Raw genomic sequence first — 15889 nt, 5'->3', positions numbered from 1 at the left:
GTGCCTGATCGGTCGAGCGGGGCCAGTTCTGCGATGAGTCCGGTTGCCCCACAGGGCAATTCGCTCAGGCGTGAACTCGCCCGCAAATCCCCGGATGCGTTATCTTCGCGCAGTGACCAGACCTGCTCACACGAGCGCGCTCGCAGCGACGCTCGCGCTGGCGGCGTGTTTGACCGCGCCCCACGGCACCGCCGACCCGACGTCCCAGCAGTCGCCCTTCCCGACGGGAAAATCCGGCACCACCATCCATGTCACGGAGTACAGCGCCGCGACCGCCGACATCACGCTCAATAACGCGACCTGGATCTCGTCCGGCTGCTCCGGCGGCGGAGGCTGCAACGTCATCGAACTGACCATCGAAGGCAAGTCCAACACGCCGTTCACCTACAGCCAGGCCTCGCTGACCGCCGCCTCCTCCGCGTGGCGGCAAGACCCGAACCGCGATGTCCAGGCCGGCTCCGCTCTGGTCGACTACCAGAAGATCAACAAGGTGCCGCCGCTGCGCTCGGGCAGCGTCACCAGCGGCCAGAGCGCCCACGGCTTCATCGCCTACGACAGCGACATCAAACAGGGCGACGTCTACATCGAGTTCAACGACCCCAACGCCCCCGCGGCCCCGACCCCGTTGGCGGGCTGGAAAGTCCACACCTGAGCGAATTGCCCTGTGGGGCAACCGGACTCATCGCAGAACTGGCCCCGCTCGACCGATCAGGCACGGTCGTGAAGCGTGACCTGGTAGCCGTCGGGGTCGGCGAAAGTGAATGTCCGGCCGAAGGGGCCGTCAATCGGCGCGGAGACGATCGTGTGACCGTCGGCGGCGAGAGCATCGTGAATGGCCTGAACGTCTGTCGCGTGGAGCCAGATCGCGGCACCGATGCCGGGCTGAGCAACAGATGCGAGATCGGTGCCGGGGACGACGTCGCGGAGTGCGAACGCGATCGGCTTCGTCTCGAAGACGACGGCGTGCGGAGGCCCGGCCTGCGAGCGGACCAGGCCCAGGTACTGCTCGTAGAACGCCCGCGATGCGTCGAGGTCGCGCGCTTGGAGCGAGATGAAGTCGGGGCCGGTGACGGGCATGATGATGCTCCTTCGATTCGTGTCAGTTTTCTGACATACGCCAACCTATGTCAGAATACTGACATGAGTCAAGACGGCGTCGGCGTCGACCTTGAGACGTCCCTGGGCTACCTGCTGAAAGAGGCGTCGAGCGCCCTCCGCGTAGCCATGGAGGAGGTACTGCGGCCGCTCGGGATGAGCGTGACGCACTATTCCTGCCTCGAGTTGCTTGCTCAACGCCCGGGCTTGTCGAACTCCGAGCTCGCGCGGGGCGCGTTCGTGACACGGCAGTCGATGAATGTGCTGCTGCAGGCCCTGGAGCGAGACGGCTACGTGACCAGACCCGCGGAGGCACCCGTCGGCAAGGTTCTCCCCACGCGGCTCACGCCCCGCGGCCGACGGAGCCTCGAGAAGGCGAGCGCCGCGGTCCGGTCCGTCGAAGTCCGAATGCTGTCCGGCATGACCGAGGCCGAGCAGTCGGACGCGTTCCGGCTCCTGCAGAGCATGATTCAGTGCCTGCGCGACGGCGACGATGGCGCATAGCTCGCGCGGTCGGCGCCGACAGCGGGCTCACACGCGCACGGCCGACATGTCCATGTCGATGGTGCCCTGGCACGCGCCGCTGAGGATGTCGGTGTGCATGACACCGGCGAGCGACCCGTCGGGTTGCGGCGTGTAGCGCGTCACGGCTCGGGCGGGATTCCATTGGATCGTGGTGTCGGGCATCATGCAGTCCCACTGGAAATCGTTCGTTTGCGTCCAGGATTTTCCGTCCCAGGTGAACTGCACCGGCTGCGGAACCGTCGGGTTCGTCGGCGGAGGACCACTGACGATGGTCGCGACGCACTTCCCGTTCGTACAGCTGGAACTGAATCCGTAGGTCTCGGTGTGCTGCGTTTCGGGGTCACCGACCGCCATGCTGGTGCCGGCCTTGGGGCCAACCATGAACGTGATCGCGTACTGGCCGTTCCAGGACGGATTGTCGGCGAGAGCCGTCGGGGAAAGCGGCAGGGCGATGGCGAGCGACAAGGCGGATACACCGGCCAAGCCGGTCAGACGGTCTGGAGTCATGGTTCCTCCTGCGGGTCCGTACCCATCCAATAGTCATATGCCGAACCGTCGCCGTACAAGCTTTGTGGCCCCTTACCAGCCCCATTCGTCGTCGTCGAGGACATCCACCGTCAGCGCGTTGTCGGCGGTGCCCGTGGTTCCGTAGGTAAAGGTCAGCAAGGTGCGGTCGTCGTCGAGGGGCTCGGTGGCGACGACGGTGGCGTGCCCGATCTTCATCCGAATCCTGTCGCCGGGCTGCAATTCATCGATGCGCTTGAGAGGCACACTCAGCCCATCAGAAGCAGTGCTGTGCGATTGCGGCACCTGGCCGGATCTGAATCTCATGCGGCGCGGCGTCGCGGTCGCGAGGCGTCTCCACGTCCACGACGCCACCGCTACATAGTCTGTGCCGCAAGGAAATACGGCCCTCCCCGCTGCTTTGAATCCTCGCGGAATGAGGATTTACTACCTTGGACCGGCTGCCGACGCCTCTTCTACAGCAAACAGGCTGTGCGCCTAGTCCGCAAGCACCTCCGCGTTGAATCCCAATCGCGCTCTACGACACGGACACCTGGTCTGCCCGGTGCCGCGCCGGCCGCGGCCAAGGCCGTGGAACCGGTCGCGGGCGTACGCGCTGCGGCCACCAGAACCACCGTCCGAGCAGGGTCGCCACCGAGGGCGTCATCAGCGAGCGCACCACCAGGGTGTCGAACAGCAGGCCCAAACCGATGGTGGTACCGACCTGGCCGATCACGATCAGCTTGCTCACCGCCATCGACATCATGGTGAAGGCGAATACCAGGCCGGCCGAGGTGACTACGGATCCGGTGCCGACCATGGCGCGTATGACGCCGGTGTTCAGGCCGGCATGGATCTCTTCTTTCATTCTCGAGACCAGCAGCAGATTGTAGTCGGACCCGACCGCGAGCAAGACGATGACCGACATCGGTAACACCATCCAGTGCAGCGGAATCCCAATGACGTGTTGCCACAGCAGGACCGAAAGCCCGAACGAGGCGGCCAGGCTGAGCACCACCGTCCCGACGATGACTGCCGCGGCCACCACGGCGCGGATCAGCACCACCATGATGATGAAGATCAGAATCAGGGCGGCGACCGCGACGATCAGTAGGTCGTAGTCGGCGCCTTGTTGCAGGTCTTTGTACATCGCGGCGCTGCCGCCGAGGTAGATCGTCGATCCCTCCAGCGGGGTTCCCTTAATCGCATCTGCGGCAGCGGTTTTGAGCGGCTCGATGCGCGAAGTGCCTTCCTCGGTCAGCGGGTTGCCCTGGTGAATGATGGTGAACCGCACGGCGTGACCGTCGGGCGACAGGAACAGTTTGATGCCGCGTTTGAAGTCGGCGTTGTCGAAGGCTTCCGGCGGCAGGTAGAACGAGTCGTCATTCTTGGCGGCATCGAAGGCCTCTCCCATGGCCGTGGCATTCTGCTGCATGGCCATGGTTTGGTCCTGCTGCGCTTTCTGGACCTGATACTGGTCGAGCATCATTTGTTTCTGGTTTTTCATCGATTGGATCATCGGCGGCATCAGGGCGACCATCCGCGGCATCACCGCATCGAGACGCTCGATGTCCGGCACCAGGTCGGCCAGGTCGTCACTCATGGTGCCGACGCCGTCCAGGGCGTCGAACACCGACCGCATCGCCCAGCAGACCGGGATATCGAAACAGTGTTTCTCCCAGTAGAAGTAGCTGCGCAGGGGCCGGAAGAAGTCGTCGAAATCGGCCATATGGTCGCGCAATTCCTGCACATCGGCGCTCGTCTTGTTCATCTTGGTGGCCATGCTGTGCGTGATGGCCGCCATCTCCTTGGTGAGGCTCTGCATCACCTCCATCGAATCGATGGTGACCTGCATGTCGGCGGCCTGTTGCAGCGTGTTGTTCAAAGTCTTCTGGGTGTAGTCATTGGTCATGATCTGGCCGGTGCTGTTCATGCTGATCGTGAACGGGATCGTGGTGTGCTGGATCGGGCGTCCTTCCGGCCGGGTGATGGTCTGCACTTGGGCGATGCCATGCACTCGGGCAAGGGCTTTCGCGATCTTGTCGATCACCAGGAAATTGGCTGGGTTTCGCAGATCGTGGTCGGTTTCGACCATCAGCAGATCTGGATTCATCTTGGCCTGGGAGAAATGCCGATCGGCCGCCGCGTACCCGACGTTGGCCGGGACATCGGCCGGTAGGTAAATGCGGTCGTTGTAGGTGGTGTAATAGCCCGGCAGGGTCAACAAGCCCACCAGGGCCAACAGGATCGCGCAGATGAGAATCGCGCCCGGCCACCGCACGGTTGCGGTGCCGATTCGGCGCCAGCCGCGCGGCTGCGTCAGGCTTTTGGGCTCGAGCACTATGCCGAAGCGACTCGTCACCGCAATCAGTGCGGGGCCCAGGGTCAGGGCCGCAGCCACCACGATCGCCATGCCGACCGCCAGCGGGATTCCCATGGTCTGGAAGTAGGGAAGCCGGGTGAAGCGCAGGCAGAACGCCGCCCCGGCGATGGTCAGTCCCGAAGCCAGCACGACATGTGCGGTGCCGTGGAACATGGTGTAATAAGCCGACTCTCGGTCTTGGCCGAGCCTGCGCGCCTCCTGATATCGGCCAATCAAGAAGATCGCATAGTCGGTGGCCGCGGCAATGGCGAGCGTCACGACCATGTTGGTCGCGAACGTCGTCAACCCGAAAGCATTGTGGTAACCCAGGAATGCCACGATCCCCCGCGCGGCGGACAATTCGAGCACGACCATCGTGAGCACAATGCCCACCGTGACGACCGACCGGTAGACGATCAGCAGCATCACGATGATGACGGCGAACGTGAGCATTTCGATGACTTCCATGCTCTTGTCGCCCGTCGCGTTTTGATCCGCGCTGGTTGCCGCCGGCCCCGTCACATACGCTTTCACGCCCGCAGGTGCCGGCGTGCGTGTGGCGATATCGCGCACGGCCGCAACGGATTCGTTGGCCAGCGCCTCTCCCTGGTCGCCGGCGATGTAGACCTGAACGTAGGCTGCCTTGCCGTCGACGCTTTGAGCGGCCGCCGCGGTGAACGAATCGCCCCAGAAATCCTGGACGTGCTGGACGTGCTTGGTATCGGCCCGCAGCTGCTGCACAACGCGGTCATAGAAGTGGTGTGCGTCCGGCCCCAACGGTTTATCGCCCTCGAGGACGATCATCACCGAGCTACTCGTGGAGAATTCTTGGAAGACCTTGCCGACCCGCTTTGTCGCAATCATCGACGGCGCATCGTTGGGGCTCATCGACACCGCGCGCATCTTCCCCACCGCTTCCAGCTGCGGCACAACGGTATTGAGCACGACGACGACGGCCACCCAGGCCAATATGATCGGCACGGCAAATACGCGGATCATTCTCGGTATCCGCGAGCGCGTGGCCGCCGGTTGAGCGACCGGGATGGCGTCGGTCGGGGCGTCGGTCACTTGTAGGCTCATGCTGACTTCACCAGGCAATAGGTCTCGGCGTCGACGCCGGTGGCGGTCCGTTGGTCCTTGACCTTGTCATCGACGGTGATTCGGCAGGTGATGCTCTGCCCGTCACCCTGGGCGAAGAGGTTGGGCGTGGCAGCGGGTGCGGTGGTGCGTAGCGTCAAAGACCATGGCAGAGGCACATTTTCGGCTCGTTGAGGTTTGGCGTCTAGGTCCAGGTAATTGATCACCGCCGTGGTGCCCGAGCCGACCACCTCGTAAGTGACGACCTTCGGGTTGAAGGATTCCGCAGTGTCGGAGCTGTTCGACGTGACCAAGGCGGGGTTGGAGCCGAACACTCCGTGCAATCGCATAACGGTGGTGCCGCCGACCGCGACCGCTACCACGACCAGCATCGGCAACCACACGCGCGCGAGCAGGCCCTTCATCGCGCTCGCCCAACATTGCGGCGGTCGGCATTCGGGTCGGCCGCCGAGCCGTACTCGTAGGGGTTATCCAGATCGGCAATCACGGTGAGGGCCTTTCAGCGGCTCGAGGCCACCCCCAGTGCCGGCGACCGATGAACGTCTAGCTAGACAACCTAACGAGCTAAGTGGATAGAGTCAATCCGCTTAGAGAAAGTGTAGCCGCGGTTACACTTCTCCGGGTGAGCGCTTGTGAGATGGCAGGCCGCCGGCTACGGAGCGATGCTCAGCGCAACCGGCAGCGGGTGATCGACGCCGCGCGTGAGCTGTTCGCCGCAAAAGGCTTGGACGCCACACTCAACGATGTCGCTCACCACGCGGGCGTGGGAGTGGGGACCGTGTACCGGCGTTTCCCCACCAAGCAGGACCTGCTCGAAGCGATCTTCGAAGGCGGCATCGATGAACTCACCGCCCTGGCGGAAACAGCGTTGCGTCAGCGTGACTCGTGGCAGGGCTTCGTATGGTTCGTCGAGCAAATGTGTGGGCTCACCGCGGCCGACCGGGGAATGCGGGAGATCGCTTTCAGTAACGCCTACGGAGGCAATCGAGTAGACGCCGCCAAAGCCCGGCTGGTGCCGAGGTTGACCGAGCTGGTCGAACGAGCCGAAAAAGACGGTCACCTGCGGCCTGGAGTGTCGCCGAGCGACATGCCCATCTTCGGACTGCTGGCCGGGACCGTGAGTGAGTATGCGGGGCATGTCGATGCCGAGCTGTGGCGCCGGTATGTGGCGATCGTTCTCGAAGGCCTGCGGCATCGCAGCGACCAGACACCGCTGCCGGTAGACGCCCTCGACGACGACCAACTGGACGCGGTAATGCAAACCTGCGGCCTGCAGTGCCCTACCGAGCCATCGCCCCGAAGGCGCTGAAGGAACGAATCGACCTAACTGAGCGCGCTCAGTTCTCCACCAGGTCAGGAATGGGCTCGGCGTCCGTCAGCCAGTGCCGTCCGGCCCGGCGCGCCGACTCCCACTTGCGGACGCTCACCGCGTCGTCCTGGCCCAGGTCCTGCGGGGTCGGACCGATGCGGTCGGCCAGCCCGGCGAGGGCGTCCAGATCGAAGTTGTAGATCTCGGCCGCCGCCAGGCCCAGCATCTGCCGTGTCTCCTCGACCGGGATGTCCCAGAAGGAGCGGCGTAGCCAGTCGCGGGTGTGCGGCCACGTCCCCTCCGGATGGGGAAAGTCATTGCCCCACAACAGGTTGGAGACGCCGATCTCGTACCGCCGGGCCAGCTCCCGGCGCTCGGTGGTGGTCGCACCGATGAAACAATTCCGGTCGAAGTAGGCCGAGGGCGGCATCGTCAGATCGCCCTCCATCAGGTGGCTCATCTTCTTGGCCGAGTGCTCGCGCAGATACCGCGTATCCATCAGCCAGAGAAGGTCATTCGCCCAAAAGGCACCGCACTCGGTGACCCCCCATCGCAGCCCGGGGAAGCGCTCGAACACGCCGGACCACAACGCGAACCACAGCGGCCGGGCGCCCCACCAGCGCACCTCGGTGACATAGATGCCCAGATGTCCTCCGTACTCCTCCTGCGGGGCCGGGCCGGAATGGGTATGGACCGGCATCTGCAGGTCTTGGCAAGCGGCCCAGACCTTGTCGTAACGACGGTCGTGGTAGGGCGGGTAGCCGACCCAGCGCGCCGGAATCAGAATCCCGCCCCGCAGTCCGGACTCGGCAGCCCGGGTGATCTCGGCGACCGCCGCGTCGATGTCCGCCAGTATCGGCACCACCGCGACGCCGGCCCGCCGCTCGGGGTTGTGGCTGCACAGTTCGGCCAACCAACGGTTGTGGGCCCGCGCCCCGGCCATCGCGCGTCCGGGGTCGAGGTCGCCCGACTGACCCAGGCCGGCCCCGAACGGAGCCCCGGCGACACCGGTGACGGCGTCGGCGTCGGGAAAGATAACCTCGCCCACCACCCCGTCGCCGTCTAATTCCTTGTCCCGCAGGCCTACATCCCACCCGCCGGCGATGCCGTCACCATGCTCGGAGAACCACGCTTGCGCGAACTCCTCGTCGATGAATCCGCCCGCCTGGGCCGCGGCCGTCTTCTCGGCCAGGTATACCTCGAAGTCTTCGCGGTATTCGGGGTCGACGTATTCGCGGTACCGCTCGGTCGGAAGCTCGGCGTGGGTGTCCGCGGAGATGATGAGATAGGGGTTCACGGTGGGCCTTTCGCTACCAGGTGCGGATGGGGTCGGGTTCGAAGACGGTGCTGCGCGCGTCGGCGGGCACCGACGCCAGCGGCTCGGCCACCTCGGCCACGGTCGGTCCGATCCGGTCGACCAGGGGAGCGAGGGCGTCGAGGTCGAAGCCGTACACGGCCGCCGCATTCCCGCCGACCATGGCCGCCACCTCTTCCGCCGGGACGCACGAGAAGGTGTGGCGCAACGCTTCTCGGGTATATGGCGCAGTCCCCTCGAAATGCGGGTAGTCGCTTCCCCACATGATCCGGTCGATACCGATTCCGTGACGCTCGGCGCATTCCACGGGTCGCATGAAACTGGCGCCGACGTAGCACTGACGCGACCAGTACTCGCTGGGCTTGAGGGAAAGCGTGCCGGCGGTGGGTCCGGCGAAGCGCGCGATCGCCGAATTCGCTCGCCCGTAACGCGCCGCCGCGACGTCGAGAGAGTCCAGGGTCGCCGGTATCCACCCGGCACCCTGCTCGGTGAACACCACGGTGAGGTCCGGATGGCGATCCAGCACACCGCTGAAGATCAAGTGCCACAACGCCCGATGGGCCCACCAGTGTGTCTCGTACACCCACACCGCGAACGAACTTCCCCAGCCGTCCGTCGGGGTCGGTCCGGCGTTGCCGCCGTGATGGTTGACCACCAGGCCCGCCTCGTCGCACGCCGCCCAGAGCGGCTCCCAGTGCTCGGCGTAGAGCGCGGGAATGCCGGTGCCGGGCGCGACGCCGGGCAGCAGCACACCGCCGCGCAGCCCGAGTTTGGCGATCTGTGCCACTTCGGCGACCGCTTCGTCGAGGTCTGACAGCAGGATCTGGCCCACCCCGGCGCGCCGCTCGGGCGACAACGAGCAGAAGTCGGAGAGCCAGCGATTGTGCGCCCGCAGCCCGGCCCAGCGCAGCTCGAGTTCCCGGGCGGTCTCCGGCGGGGGTGCGGCCAGGCTGGCCTGAGGAAAGAACGGCGGCACGGTGTTGGGGAAGATGACCTCCCCGGCGGTGCCTTCGCGATCCAGATCGGAGTTGCGCCGGTCGCTGTTCCAGTTGCGCTCCGCCTCGGGCTCGGTGAGGTCGCCGAACGGGTTGACGAATGTCTTTGCCCAGCCGTCGAATTCGTCTCGGTATTGCGGGTCGAGGTACTCGCGGTAGCCGAGCAGGTCGGCGCCGGCGTGGCAGTCGGCCGAAATGACCGTGTACCGGTCCATGGCGCTATGCCCGCGCCGGCTCGGGCCGGGGGGCGGCGAGCAGGGCCACGTCGTCGTAGCGCTGGTGCACGTATGGCAGCAGCCATTCCTGCGGCACCCGCTGCGCGATCCGCCCCACCTGGACGGTGCGCCGGCGACACCAGGTGATCGACCTGATTTCGCGAACGACGATGTCGGCCACCGGGTCCAACGGCGACTCCCCCAACTCGAGCGTTCCGTCGACGTGCTCCAGCAACTCGTAATGCCGGTGGTACTCGCCGTAGACGAGGTGGGGGTCGGTGATGCCGCCGCCGTCGGGGGCGCGCAGGAACTTGAAGTAGAACTCGGTGTTCATCTGGTCGGGCGGCAACTCCGCCGGACCTTCGACTTGACCGCTCACCGTGATGAGCCGATAGCCGAGCCGGTCAACCGTGGCCGTGATGCGGTCCGCGTCGCGCTCCACCGCGATGTGGGCCAGTTTCTTTGGCTCGCCGAATGTTTCACGGCCGCCGGTAACCGACTGTTCGGTGGATTGGGGCATGAACAGGGGGTAGTCGCCCTCGCGTTCGCCGTGCCGCGCGGTCACCGAGAACACCGCCGACCCGAATGGCGCCATGCCCTCTATCCGGACCCGTTGCAGCTGGACCCGCACCAAGGGTTCGGCCGCGGGCCCCAGCGGTTGGGGTAGCACGGCCGCGACGATGTCGGGATCGGTGAGGTAGGTGACGGTCACCGCCTCGGTGGCGATGGGCGCTTTGGTGGCATCGATCTCGTGGTCGACCTGCGCCTCCGGTGGACGGGGGCCGTAGCGAATTGCTGTGCTGCTCATCGCTTTTCTCCTTCGGTTTCTTCAGTCGCTTCCGGCATGTCGGCCGAGGACGTCGACCAGATAGTCGGGTGCGCCGCGATTCAGGATCGATGCGGCCTTGCTGCTCACGACCGCATCGGCCGGTGTGGGCGGGCCCATCATCCAGAAGCGGTCCTCGCGAAGTCCGTCCAGCACGAGGTCGGCGACCGTGTCGAGCGGGGTGAACTCGACATGCGCACCGGCGGCCTCGAAGCGCGCCACCACCTTCGCGAGTGTCTGGTCGGGGGTGCGACGTTCCTGGGTCGCCGCGTAGCGCGGCGGCCGGTGCCGCCACGACTCCCAGATGCCGGTATTCAAAAAGCCGCCGGGGAAAAGGACGTGCGCGCGGACCCGCGTCCCGGTCATCTCCAGGTGCGTGTAGAGGCTCTCGGTCAGGCAGAGCACCGCGGCCTTGGTCATCGGATAGACCGCGGTGGCCGGTCCGCCCATGGCCCCGCGGGCGATCGGCGCGAATCCGCCGTTGCCCGAACAGGTGTTGACGACGTGTCCCTCGCCCTGCTCGAGCAGGATCGGCACGAAGGCCTTGATGCCGTGGATGACGCCCAGCACGTTGACATCGATCCCCCACCGCCAATCGGCCAGGTCGTGTTCCCACATGTACCCCTCGGAGACCCCGCCGGTGCCGGCGTTGTTGCACACCACGTGCACCGCGCCGAAGCGCGCGAGCGCCTCCTTGGCCAGCGACTCGACCGACGAATAGTCGGTGACGTCGGTGACCACCCCGGCCACCTCCACGCCCTCGTCCGCGAGTTCCCGGGTCGCCTCGTCCAGCAGTTCGGCGAGGACGTCGGCCAGCACCACCTTCATGCCCTCGTGCCCGAAACGACGCCCCATCGCCCGGCCGATACCCCCGGCCCCGCCGGTTACGACCGCCACCTTGCCCCGAAGGTCCGTCATCGTGAGCATCGTCACATGGTCGCGCATAGCACCGCAAGCGGTCGCATTATGCGACTATTGCGGCTATGGCTCCGCGTCCCTCGCCGCAGACCGAGCGGGTGGTGAACCTGTTCGAGCAGCTGGCAGGCGACTCCAGCCGGGGCATGACGTTGGCCGAGGTGTCACGCCACCTGAGCGTGCACAAGGCCAGCTGCCATTCGATGTTGTCCGAATTGCTGCGCGCCGGCTGGCTGCTGCGCGACCCGGTTCGCAAGACGTATCACCTCGGTCCCGCCCTGGTCCGTCTGGGCCGGGAGGCGTCAGCCCGTTATCCGGCGTTGGTGCTGGCCCGCTCCGCGATGGCCGAGCTGGCGGCCGCGACGGGCGCCCATTGCGTCGCGTTCTCGGTGAGCGACGACTCCTCCACCGTCGTCGATCAGGTGCGCAGCCCGCACGGCGGCGGCCACCCGATGCCCATCGGCACCCAGTTCCCCCACCGGCCTCCGTATGGGGCGTCGACCGTCGCCTGGGCCGGGCCGGACGCTCGGGAGAGTTGGCTGGCGGCGCTGCCCGAAGACGTGCGCGATCGCTACCGCCGGGCCATCACCTCCGCCCAGCGGCGCGGCTACGCGGTCGGCCTGCACATCCTGCCCGACCTGCGCCTGCGGGAACTGGCGCAGATCGTGCGCAGCGCCGAGGTGCGTTCCACCCGGCTGAGCCGGCTGGCGCAGGAGTTGACCGACGAACTCATCCACCAAGAGGAGTGGTTCCCGGTCGACGTGGACCCGGACCGCAGCTACGAGGTGAGCCACATCGACTCCCCGATCCTGGAGCGCGAGTCACGCATCGCGCTGATGCTCAGCCTGGTCCCCAGCGCCGAGCCGATGAGTGGCGCGGCTCTCGCCCATTTGGGAGCCCAACTGCGCACTGCGACAAGGCGACTCAGCGCAGCCCTGACCGAAAAGTCCGGCTAGCGTCGTTCCGGCGCCAGCCGCTTGAGGGCCAGCCCTCCCTCGAACGGTCGGTAGCCGAAGGCGGCCGGGGCGCGATAGCCGGTGTCCTCGAGAGGGGTGTGCACCTCGGCGACCGTGGGCCCGATCTTGGCGGCAACGGGCACCAGCGCATCGAGGTCAAACCGATACAGGCGACCGGCATTGCCGCCCAAGATCTTTCGGCAGGAGTCCGCCGGCCTGTCGTGCAGGGCCCAGCGAATGGCCAACTTGGAGTGCGGCGCGAAACCTTCCTCGTGCGGATAGTCACTACCCCACATGATGTGGTCGGGGCCCATGAAGTCGATCATCGCCCCGTCGAAGGGCATCAGCTCACTGGCCAAATAGCAGTTCCTCTGGACGTATTCGCTCGGAGTCAGGGTCAGCGCGTCGACGGAGGATCCGCCGAACATCCCGTAGGTGCGGTTGCCGGCGTCGGACTTCATGGTGGGCACCATGGCGTCGAGGATGCCGATCTGCCCGGGCACCCACAGCGTGCCCTGCTCGGTCGGCACGAATCGCAGCGTCGGATAGCGCTCGAACACCCCGGCCAAGATCAGGTGACCGAGGGTGCGCTGGGCCCAGATGGCCATCTCGGTGATCAGCACCGCGTTGGACGCGGGCTGGTCCATCGGCATCTCGGGGCTGCCGGCGCCCGCGTGCTGCACCACCGTCAGGTCCAGCTCCGCGCACAGCGCCCAGATCGGTTCGTAGCGGGTGTGAAAAAGCGGCGCCACGTGCGGGTCACCGGGCGAGACCGCCGGAATGAGCACGCCACCAAAGCATTCCTGCTCAGCGCCCCAGCGGATTTCTTCCAGCGCCAGCTCGATGTCGTTGGGAAAGATCTGAATCAACCCGCGGCGCCTGGCCGGCGCCAGCGAACAGAAGTCGATCTGCCACCGGTTATGGGCCTGCACACCGGCCCAACGTAGCTCGAAATCCGCACGGGTGCGGGGCAGGCTGATGGTGATGTTCGGGGTGCTCGGGAAGAACGGCGGAACGGTGTTGGGCAGCAACACCTCGGCGGCCACCCCGTCGGCGTCCATCTCCGAGACCCGGAGCTCGTGGTCCCAATTCCGATTGGCGGTGGCGACGATCAGATCGTCGAACGGGCTGGCGTACGCCTTGGCCCACGCATCGAACTCCTCGTGCAGCCGCGCCGGCAGATAAGGCTTATAGCCGTACAGATCCGCCCCGGCGTGGGTATCCGTCGAGATGACGACGTAGCGGTCCAGCGTGTCCCAAGTTGTAGTCATCGCATCCTCCACCAGAGTATGCCGAGTATAGAAGAAACGGATCGGCTCGCGAAGGGCGAATTTGTTCGTGAGACCCACAGGTGGGCCGAGGATTTCGCGCGGCGCCGTCATCGGAGCACAATGTGGGCGTGAGTTGGACGAGGTATACGGGCCGAGCGGACGCGGATATCGTCCTGGACGGCGACGCGCTGCATGCCGAGCTCGAAGACCGCATCCGCGTGGATAATCCGCATCTAACCGATGTCCGGCTCGAGCGGGCAACCGCGACCGACACTTTCGACGCCGAACGCAGCCGGCGCTGGTACGACGTCACCTACCTGGCCGAAGACCCGGAAGACAACTCGTAGCCTGGCGACGCGGCGGCCCATTCGCCCGCGCGGCCACCACCCTTGGCGCTACATTCCTCTCCTGAGCATTGCCAAAGGAGTGAAGCGGTGCGCTCGATCATTGCCATCGTCGCTACGGTCGTCAGCGGTTGCGTCGTGTTGCCGACGCCGACGGCGCGGGCCGACGACGACTACGTTGCCCTGGCCGTATCCGTCGGAAGCGGACGAGCCGCCGGCTGGGGCACCGGCGCCAGTCAGGACGAGGCGAACCGCATCGCGCTGGCCCACTGCACCGCCGAGGCCGGTGACGCCTGTGAGGTGGTGGCGGGCACGCGCAACGGCTGCGCATCGGTCGCGTTCGACCGTGCCTCCGGCCGGTTCCAGGGCGGTTCGGGTCCCGACACGACGGCGTCCGCGAACGACGCGCTGGCCAAGCTGGGCTCACCCAACGGGCGGGTCAAGACCACCCATTGCTCGTCCTGACGTGCGCGCAGCGCCAAGGACACCGCGAATTCGACTATCGTTCAAACAAGTCGTCCTTTGAACCGCCGCCGATTCGGCCCGCGCACCGAGGGAGAGGCATGACGCCGATGAATGCTGGAAAGTGGTTGTCCGCCTGTGCGGTATCCCTGTCGGCTGCCGCGCTCGCCTTCCCGACGCCGGCCGCAGCGGATGCCACCGACGACGCCTTTCTCGCCAACCTCGCCAAGGGCGGAATCACCATGCCCGACAACGACGATGCGCTTGCGAAGGCCCGCACGGTGTGCGCCGGCATCGCCGCCAACCCCAACGCATCGGTGCTGGCGATCCAACTGGCGCGGCAGACGGACCTTTCGGTCCGGCAGTCCGCCTACTTCGTCGGCCTGTCGATAGCCACCTACTGCCCGCAATACAAGGAAGACATCGACCCGTCTGTCATCTGGATGCTGCCGGGGCCCCCGCTGATGTGACCGTAATCGCGGCTGCGCAAGGGGTTTCGGCTAGCTCAGCAGTGGTCGGTCCAGCATCGCTGCAGCGGGCAGTAGGTTGAATGCGCAAGGCTCACCATGGATCCGACGTCTCCGAACGTCACGTTCCTCGGATCCAGAGTCTGGTGGATGCTCTGGGCGATCTGGTCATACGTCCAACCCCACCCGATGTCGTCGCAGATCAGGCGGCCCATTCCGGTGAGGGCGGCGTCGTGTTCGGGCGGCCAGCTGAAGCCGGCGCCGCGTAACTGAGCCAGGTATGCGTCATCGAGGGGATCGGCGACCGCGACCGCGGCGCTGGCGACCAGAGCCGCGCCCGCCAAGATCGGGACGGCCAGCGCGGCCAGCCGGTGAGGTGAGGACATCATGCGCTTCCTTTCTTGTGGACGTTCACGATGCCGTCGACCCATAGCGGCATGAAGACGAAGAATAGGGACAGCCGGGAAAAAATGGCTTATGAACGGCTGAATAATCGGTTTTCCGCGCCGCGCAAGGCGCGACTTTCGGCGTCAGCCCTGTGTCGCGCCGGCCGAACCATGCTCGTACGCCGTGGTCAACCAGAACACCGTGCGCTCGATCCCGGGCACGATTTCGGTGACGTCGATCTCGCCTTGCGCGAACCGGGTGAGAAACCCGTAGACGACCCCGGTGAGGATGAGCTCGAGATCCGTGGCGAAGCCCGGATCAGCTTGCGCCAGAACGGCTTTGGCAACGGGCACCACGGCGTCGACACCGCGCTGGATCAGGCGCTTTCCACCGGGCCCCGATCGTGCCTGGAAATAGGAGCGCAGCATCAACGGATGGCGTTCCCAGGGTTCGAAGATGGTGCGCATCACGTGCATCAGGTCCACATAGATCGACTCGCCGGGCAGATCGTCGATCAGCGACGGCAGCCGCGCATAGCGATTGGCGTCCATCCACCCGTCGAGGGCCGCGACGATGAGCTCGTCGCGCGTGCGATATCGCTTGTAGATGGTCGCCAGGGACACCCGCGCCCGCCTGGCCACCTCGCGCAGCTGCACGGCCTCGTAGCCCTCGGTGTCGAGCATCTCGACCACGATGTCCAGGATCGGATCGGCCTGCCCGGAAGCGCCCTCCGTGGCCCGCAGCGAGGCCCCTTTTGCCGTCACAGTAACCATGTTACTGTGCGAAGCTGAGTAACCGCGTTACTCTGCCCTGATCTGGGGCGATGACTAGAGAGGACGAGCG

At 65.9% G+C, this 15889-nt stretch carries 19 protein-coding genes; 7 read left to right on the top strand and 12 right to left on the bottom strand.

Translation table 11 applies throughout. The features are described 5' to 3' along the window. Positions 1-94: 94 nt before the first annotated feature. Complete coding sequence (locus ACYQ8K_RS16870; protein WP_459970678.1) at positions 95-652, top strand: hypothetical protein; 558 nt, start codon at positions 95-97, stop codon at positions 650-652. 56 nt (positions 653-708) lie between these two features. Here the strand turns inward: ACYQ8K_RS16870 and ACYQ8K_RS16865 are convergent, their stop codons facing one another. Beyond that, positions 709-1077, bottom strand: coding sequence for a VOC family protein (locus ACYQ8K_RS16865; protein ID WP_459970668.1), 369 nt, complete (start codon positions 1075-1077; stop codon positions 709-711). 63 nt (positions 1078-1140) lie between these two features. Between ACYQ8K_RS16865 and ACYQ8K_RS16860 the strand changes: the two genes are divergently transcribed. After that, positions 1141-1599 carry a MarR family winged helix-turn-helix transcriptional regulator gene (locus ACYQ8K_RS16860; RefSeq protein WP_459970666.1) on the top strand — a complete coding sequence of 153 codons (459 nt, stop codon included), beginning with the start codon at positions 1141-1143 and terminating at the stop codon, positions 1597-1599. A gap of 27 nt (positions 1600-1626) precedes the next feature. Here ACYQ8K_RS16860 and ACYQ8K_RS16855 read toward each other — a convergent pair whose 3' ends face one another. From ACYQ8K_RS16855 to ACYQ8K_RS16840, 4 genes are all read right to left on the bottom strand, one after another. Further along, positions 1627-2127, bottom strand: coding sequence for an Rv2253 family sensor-like surface protein (locus ACYQ8K_RS16855; protein ID WP_459970665.1), 501 nt, complete (start codon positions 2125-2127; stop codon positions 1627-1629). Between the two features lie 72 nt (positions 2128-2199). Then, positions 2200-2343, bottom strand: coding sequence for a hypothetical protein (locus ACYQ8K_RS16850; protein WP_459970664.1), 144 nt, complete (start codon positions 2341-2343; stop codon positions 2200-2202). A 319-nt stretch (positions 2344-2662) separates the two neighbouring features. Next, positions 2663-5566: an MMPL/RND family transporter gene (locus ACYQ8K_RS16845; protein WP_459970662.1), complete on the bottom strand. Its 2904-nt coding sequence runs from the start codon at positions 5564-5566 to the stop codon at positions 2663-2665. Then, positions 5563-5988: an MmpS family transport accessory protein gene (locus ACYQ8K_RS16840; protein ID WP_459970660.1), complete on the bottom strand. Its 426-nt coding sequence runs from the start codon at positions 5986-5988 to the stop codon at positions 5563-5565. Before ACYQ8K_RS16840 ends, ACYQ8K_RS16845 begins: the two co-directional genes overlap by 4 nt. A gap of 233 nt (positions 5989-6221) precedes the next feature. Here ACYQ8K_RS16840 and ACYQ8K_RS16835 point away from each other — a divergent pair, with 233 nt between their 5' ends. Beyond that, positions 6222-6893 carry a TetR/AcrR family transcriptional regulator gene (locus ACYQ8K_RS16835; protein WP_459970677.1) on the top strand — a complete coding sequence of 224 codons (672 nt, stop codon included), beginning with the start codon at positions 6222-6224 and terminating at the stop codon, positions 6891-6893. Positions 6894-6921: 28 nt separating this feature from the next. On the opposite strand, the gene ACYQ8K_RS16830 is transcribed toward ACYQ8K_RS16835, so the two are convergent. Genes ACYQ8K_RS16830 through ACYQ8K_RS16815 form a run of 4 tightly spaced genes read right to left on the bottom strand, consistent with a single transcriptional unit; the run spans position 6922 to position 11177 of the window. Continuing rightward, positions 6922-8190 carry an amidohydrolase family protein gene (locus tag ACYQ8K_RS16830; protein WP_459970659.1) on the bottom strand — a complete coding sequence of 423 codons (1269 nt, stop codon included), beginning with the start codon at positions 8188-8190 and terminating at the stop codon, positions 6922-6924. Between the two features lie 13 nt (positions 8191-8203). After that, complete coding sequence (locus ACYQ8K_RS16825; protein WP_459970657.1) at positions 8204-9418, bottom strand: amidohydrolase family protein; 1215 nt, start codon at positions 9416-9418, stop codon at positions 8204-8206. A 4-nt stretch (positions 9419-9422) separates the two neighbouring features. Further along, positions 9423-10226: an acetoacetate decarboxylase family protein gene (locus ACYQ8K_RS16820; RefSeq protein ID WP_459970656.1), complete on the bottom strand. Its 804-nt coding sequence runs from the start codon at positions 10224-10226 to the stop codon at positions 9423-9425. A gap of 21 nt (positions 10227-10247) precedes the next feature. Further along, the gene (locus tag ACYQ8K_RS16815) at positions 10248-11177 is read right to left on the bottom strand and encodes an SDR family oxidoreductase (RefSeq protein ID WP_459970654.1); all 930 of its coding nucleotides are present in this window, start codon (positions 11175-11177) and stop codon (positions 10248-10250) included. Positions 11178-11227: 50 nt separating this feature from the next. On the opposite strand from ACYQ8K_RS16815, the gene ACYQ8K_RS16810 reads away from it, so the two are divergent. Then, positions 11228-12115 carry an IclR family transcriptional regulator gene (locus ACYQ8K_RS16810; protein ID WP_459970652.1) on the top strand — a complete coding sequence of 296 codons (888 nt, stop codon included), beginning with the start codon at positions 11228-11230 and terminating at the stop codon, positions 12113-12115. Here the strand turns inward: ACYQ8K_RS16810 and ACYQ8K_RS16805 are convergent. Continuing rightward, positions 12112-13386, bottom strand: coding sequence for an amidohydrolase family protein (locus tag ACYQ8K_RS16805; protein WP_459970651.1), 1275 nt, complete (start codon positions 13384-13386; stop codon positions 12112-12114). The two genes, ACYQ8K_RS16810 and ACYQ8K_RS16805, sit on opposite strands and share 4 nt — an antisense overlap. 128 nt (positions 13387-13514) lie before the next feature. On the opposite strand from ACYQ8K_RS16805, the gene ACYQ8K_RS16800 reads away from it, so the two are divergent. From ACYQ8K_RS16800 to ACYQ8K_RS16790, 3 genes are all read left to right on the top strand, one after another. Next, positions 13515-13733: a hypothetical protein gene (locus tag ACYQ8K_RS16800; protein ID WP_459970650.1), complete on the top strand. Its 219-nt coding sequence runs from the start codon at positions 13515-13517 to the stop codon at positions 13731-13733. Positions 13734-13820: 87 nt separating this feature from the next. After that, positions 13821-14195, top strand: coding sequence for a DUF4189 domain-containing protein (locus ACYQ8K_RS16795; protein ID WP_459970648.1), 375 nt, complete (start codon positions 13821-13823; stop codon positions 14193-14195). Positions 14196-14293: 98 nt separating this feature from the next. Next, positions 14294-14662 (top strand): DUF732 domain-containing protein, encoded by a 369-nt coding sequence (locus tag ACYQ8K_RS16790; protein ID WP_459970647.1) that lies wholly within the window; start codon positions 14294-14296, stop codon positions 14660-14662. Between the two features lie 35 nt (positions 14663-14697). On the opposite strand, the gene ACYQ8K_RS16785 is transcribed toward ACYQ8K_RS16790, so the two are convergent. Next, positions 14698-15048 (bottom strand): DUF732 domain-containing protein, encoded by a 351-nt coding sequence (locus ACYQ8K_RS16785; protein WP_459970646.1) that lies wholly within the window; start codon positions 15046-15048, stop codon positions 14698-14700. 141 nt (positions 15049-15189) lie between these two features. Further along, positions 15190-15819, bottom strand: a complete 630-nt coding sequence (locus ACYQ8K_RS16780) for a TetR family transcriptional regulator (RefSeq protein WP_459970644.1) — start codon at positions 15817-15819, stop codon at positions 15190-15192. Between the last annotated feature and the right edge of the window lie 70 nt (positions 15820-15889).

The sequence above is a fragment of the Mycobacterium sp. MUNTM1 genome (assembly GCF_054660795.1).
This window is presented reverse-complemented; position numbering and strand designations above follow the sequence as displayed.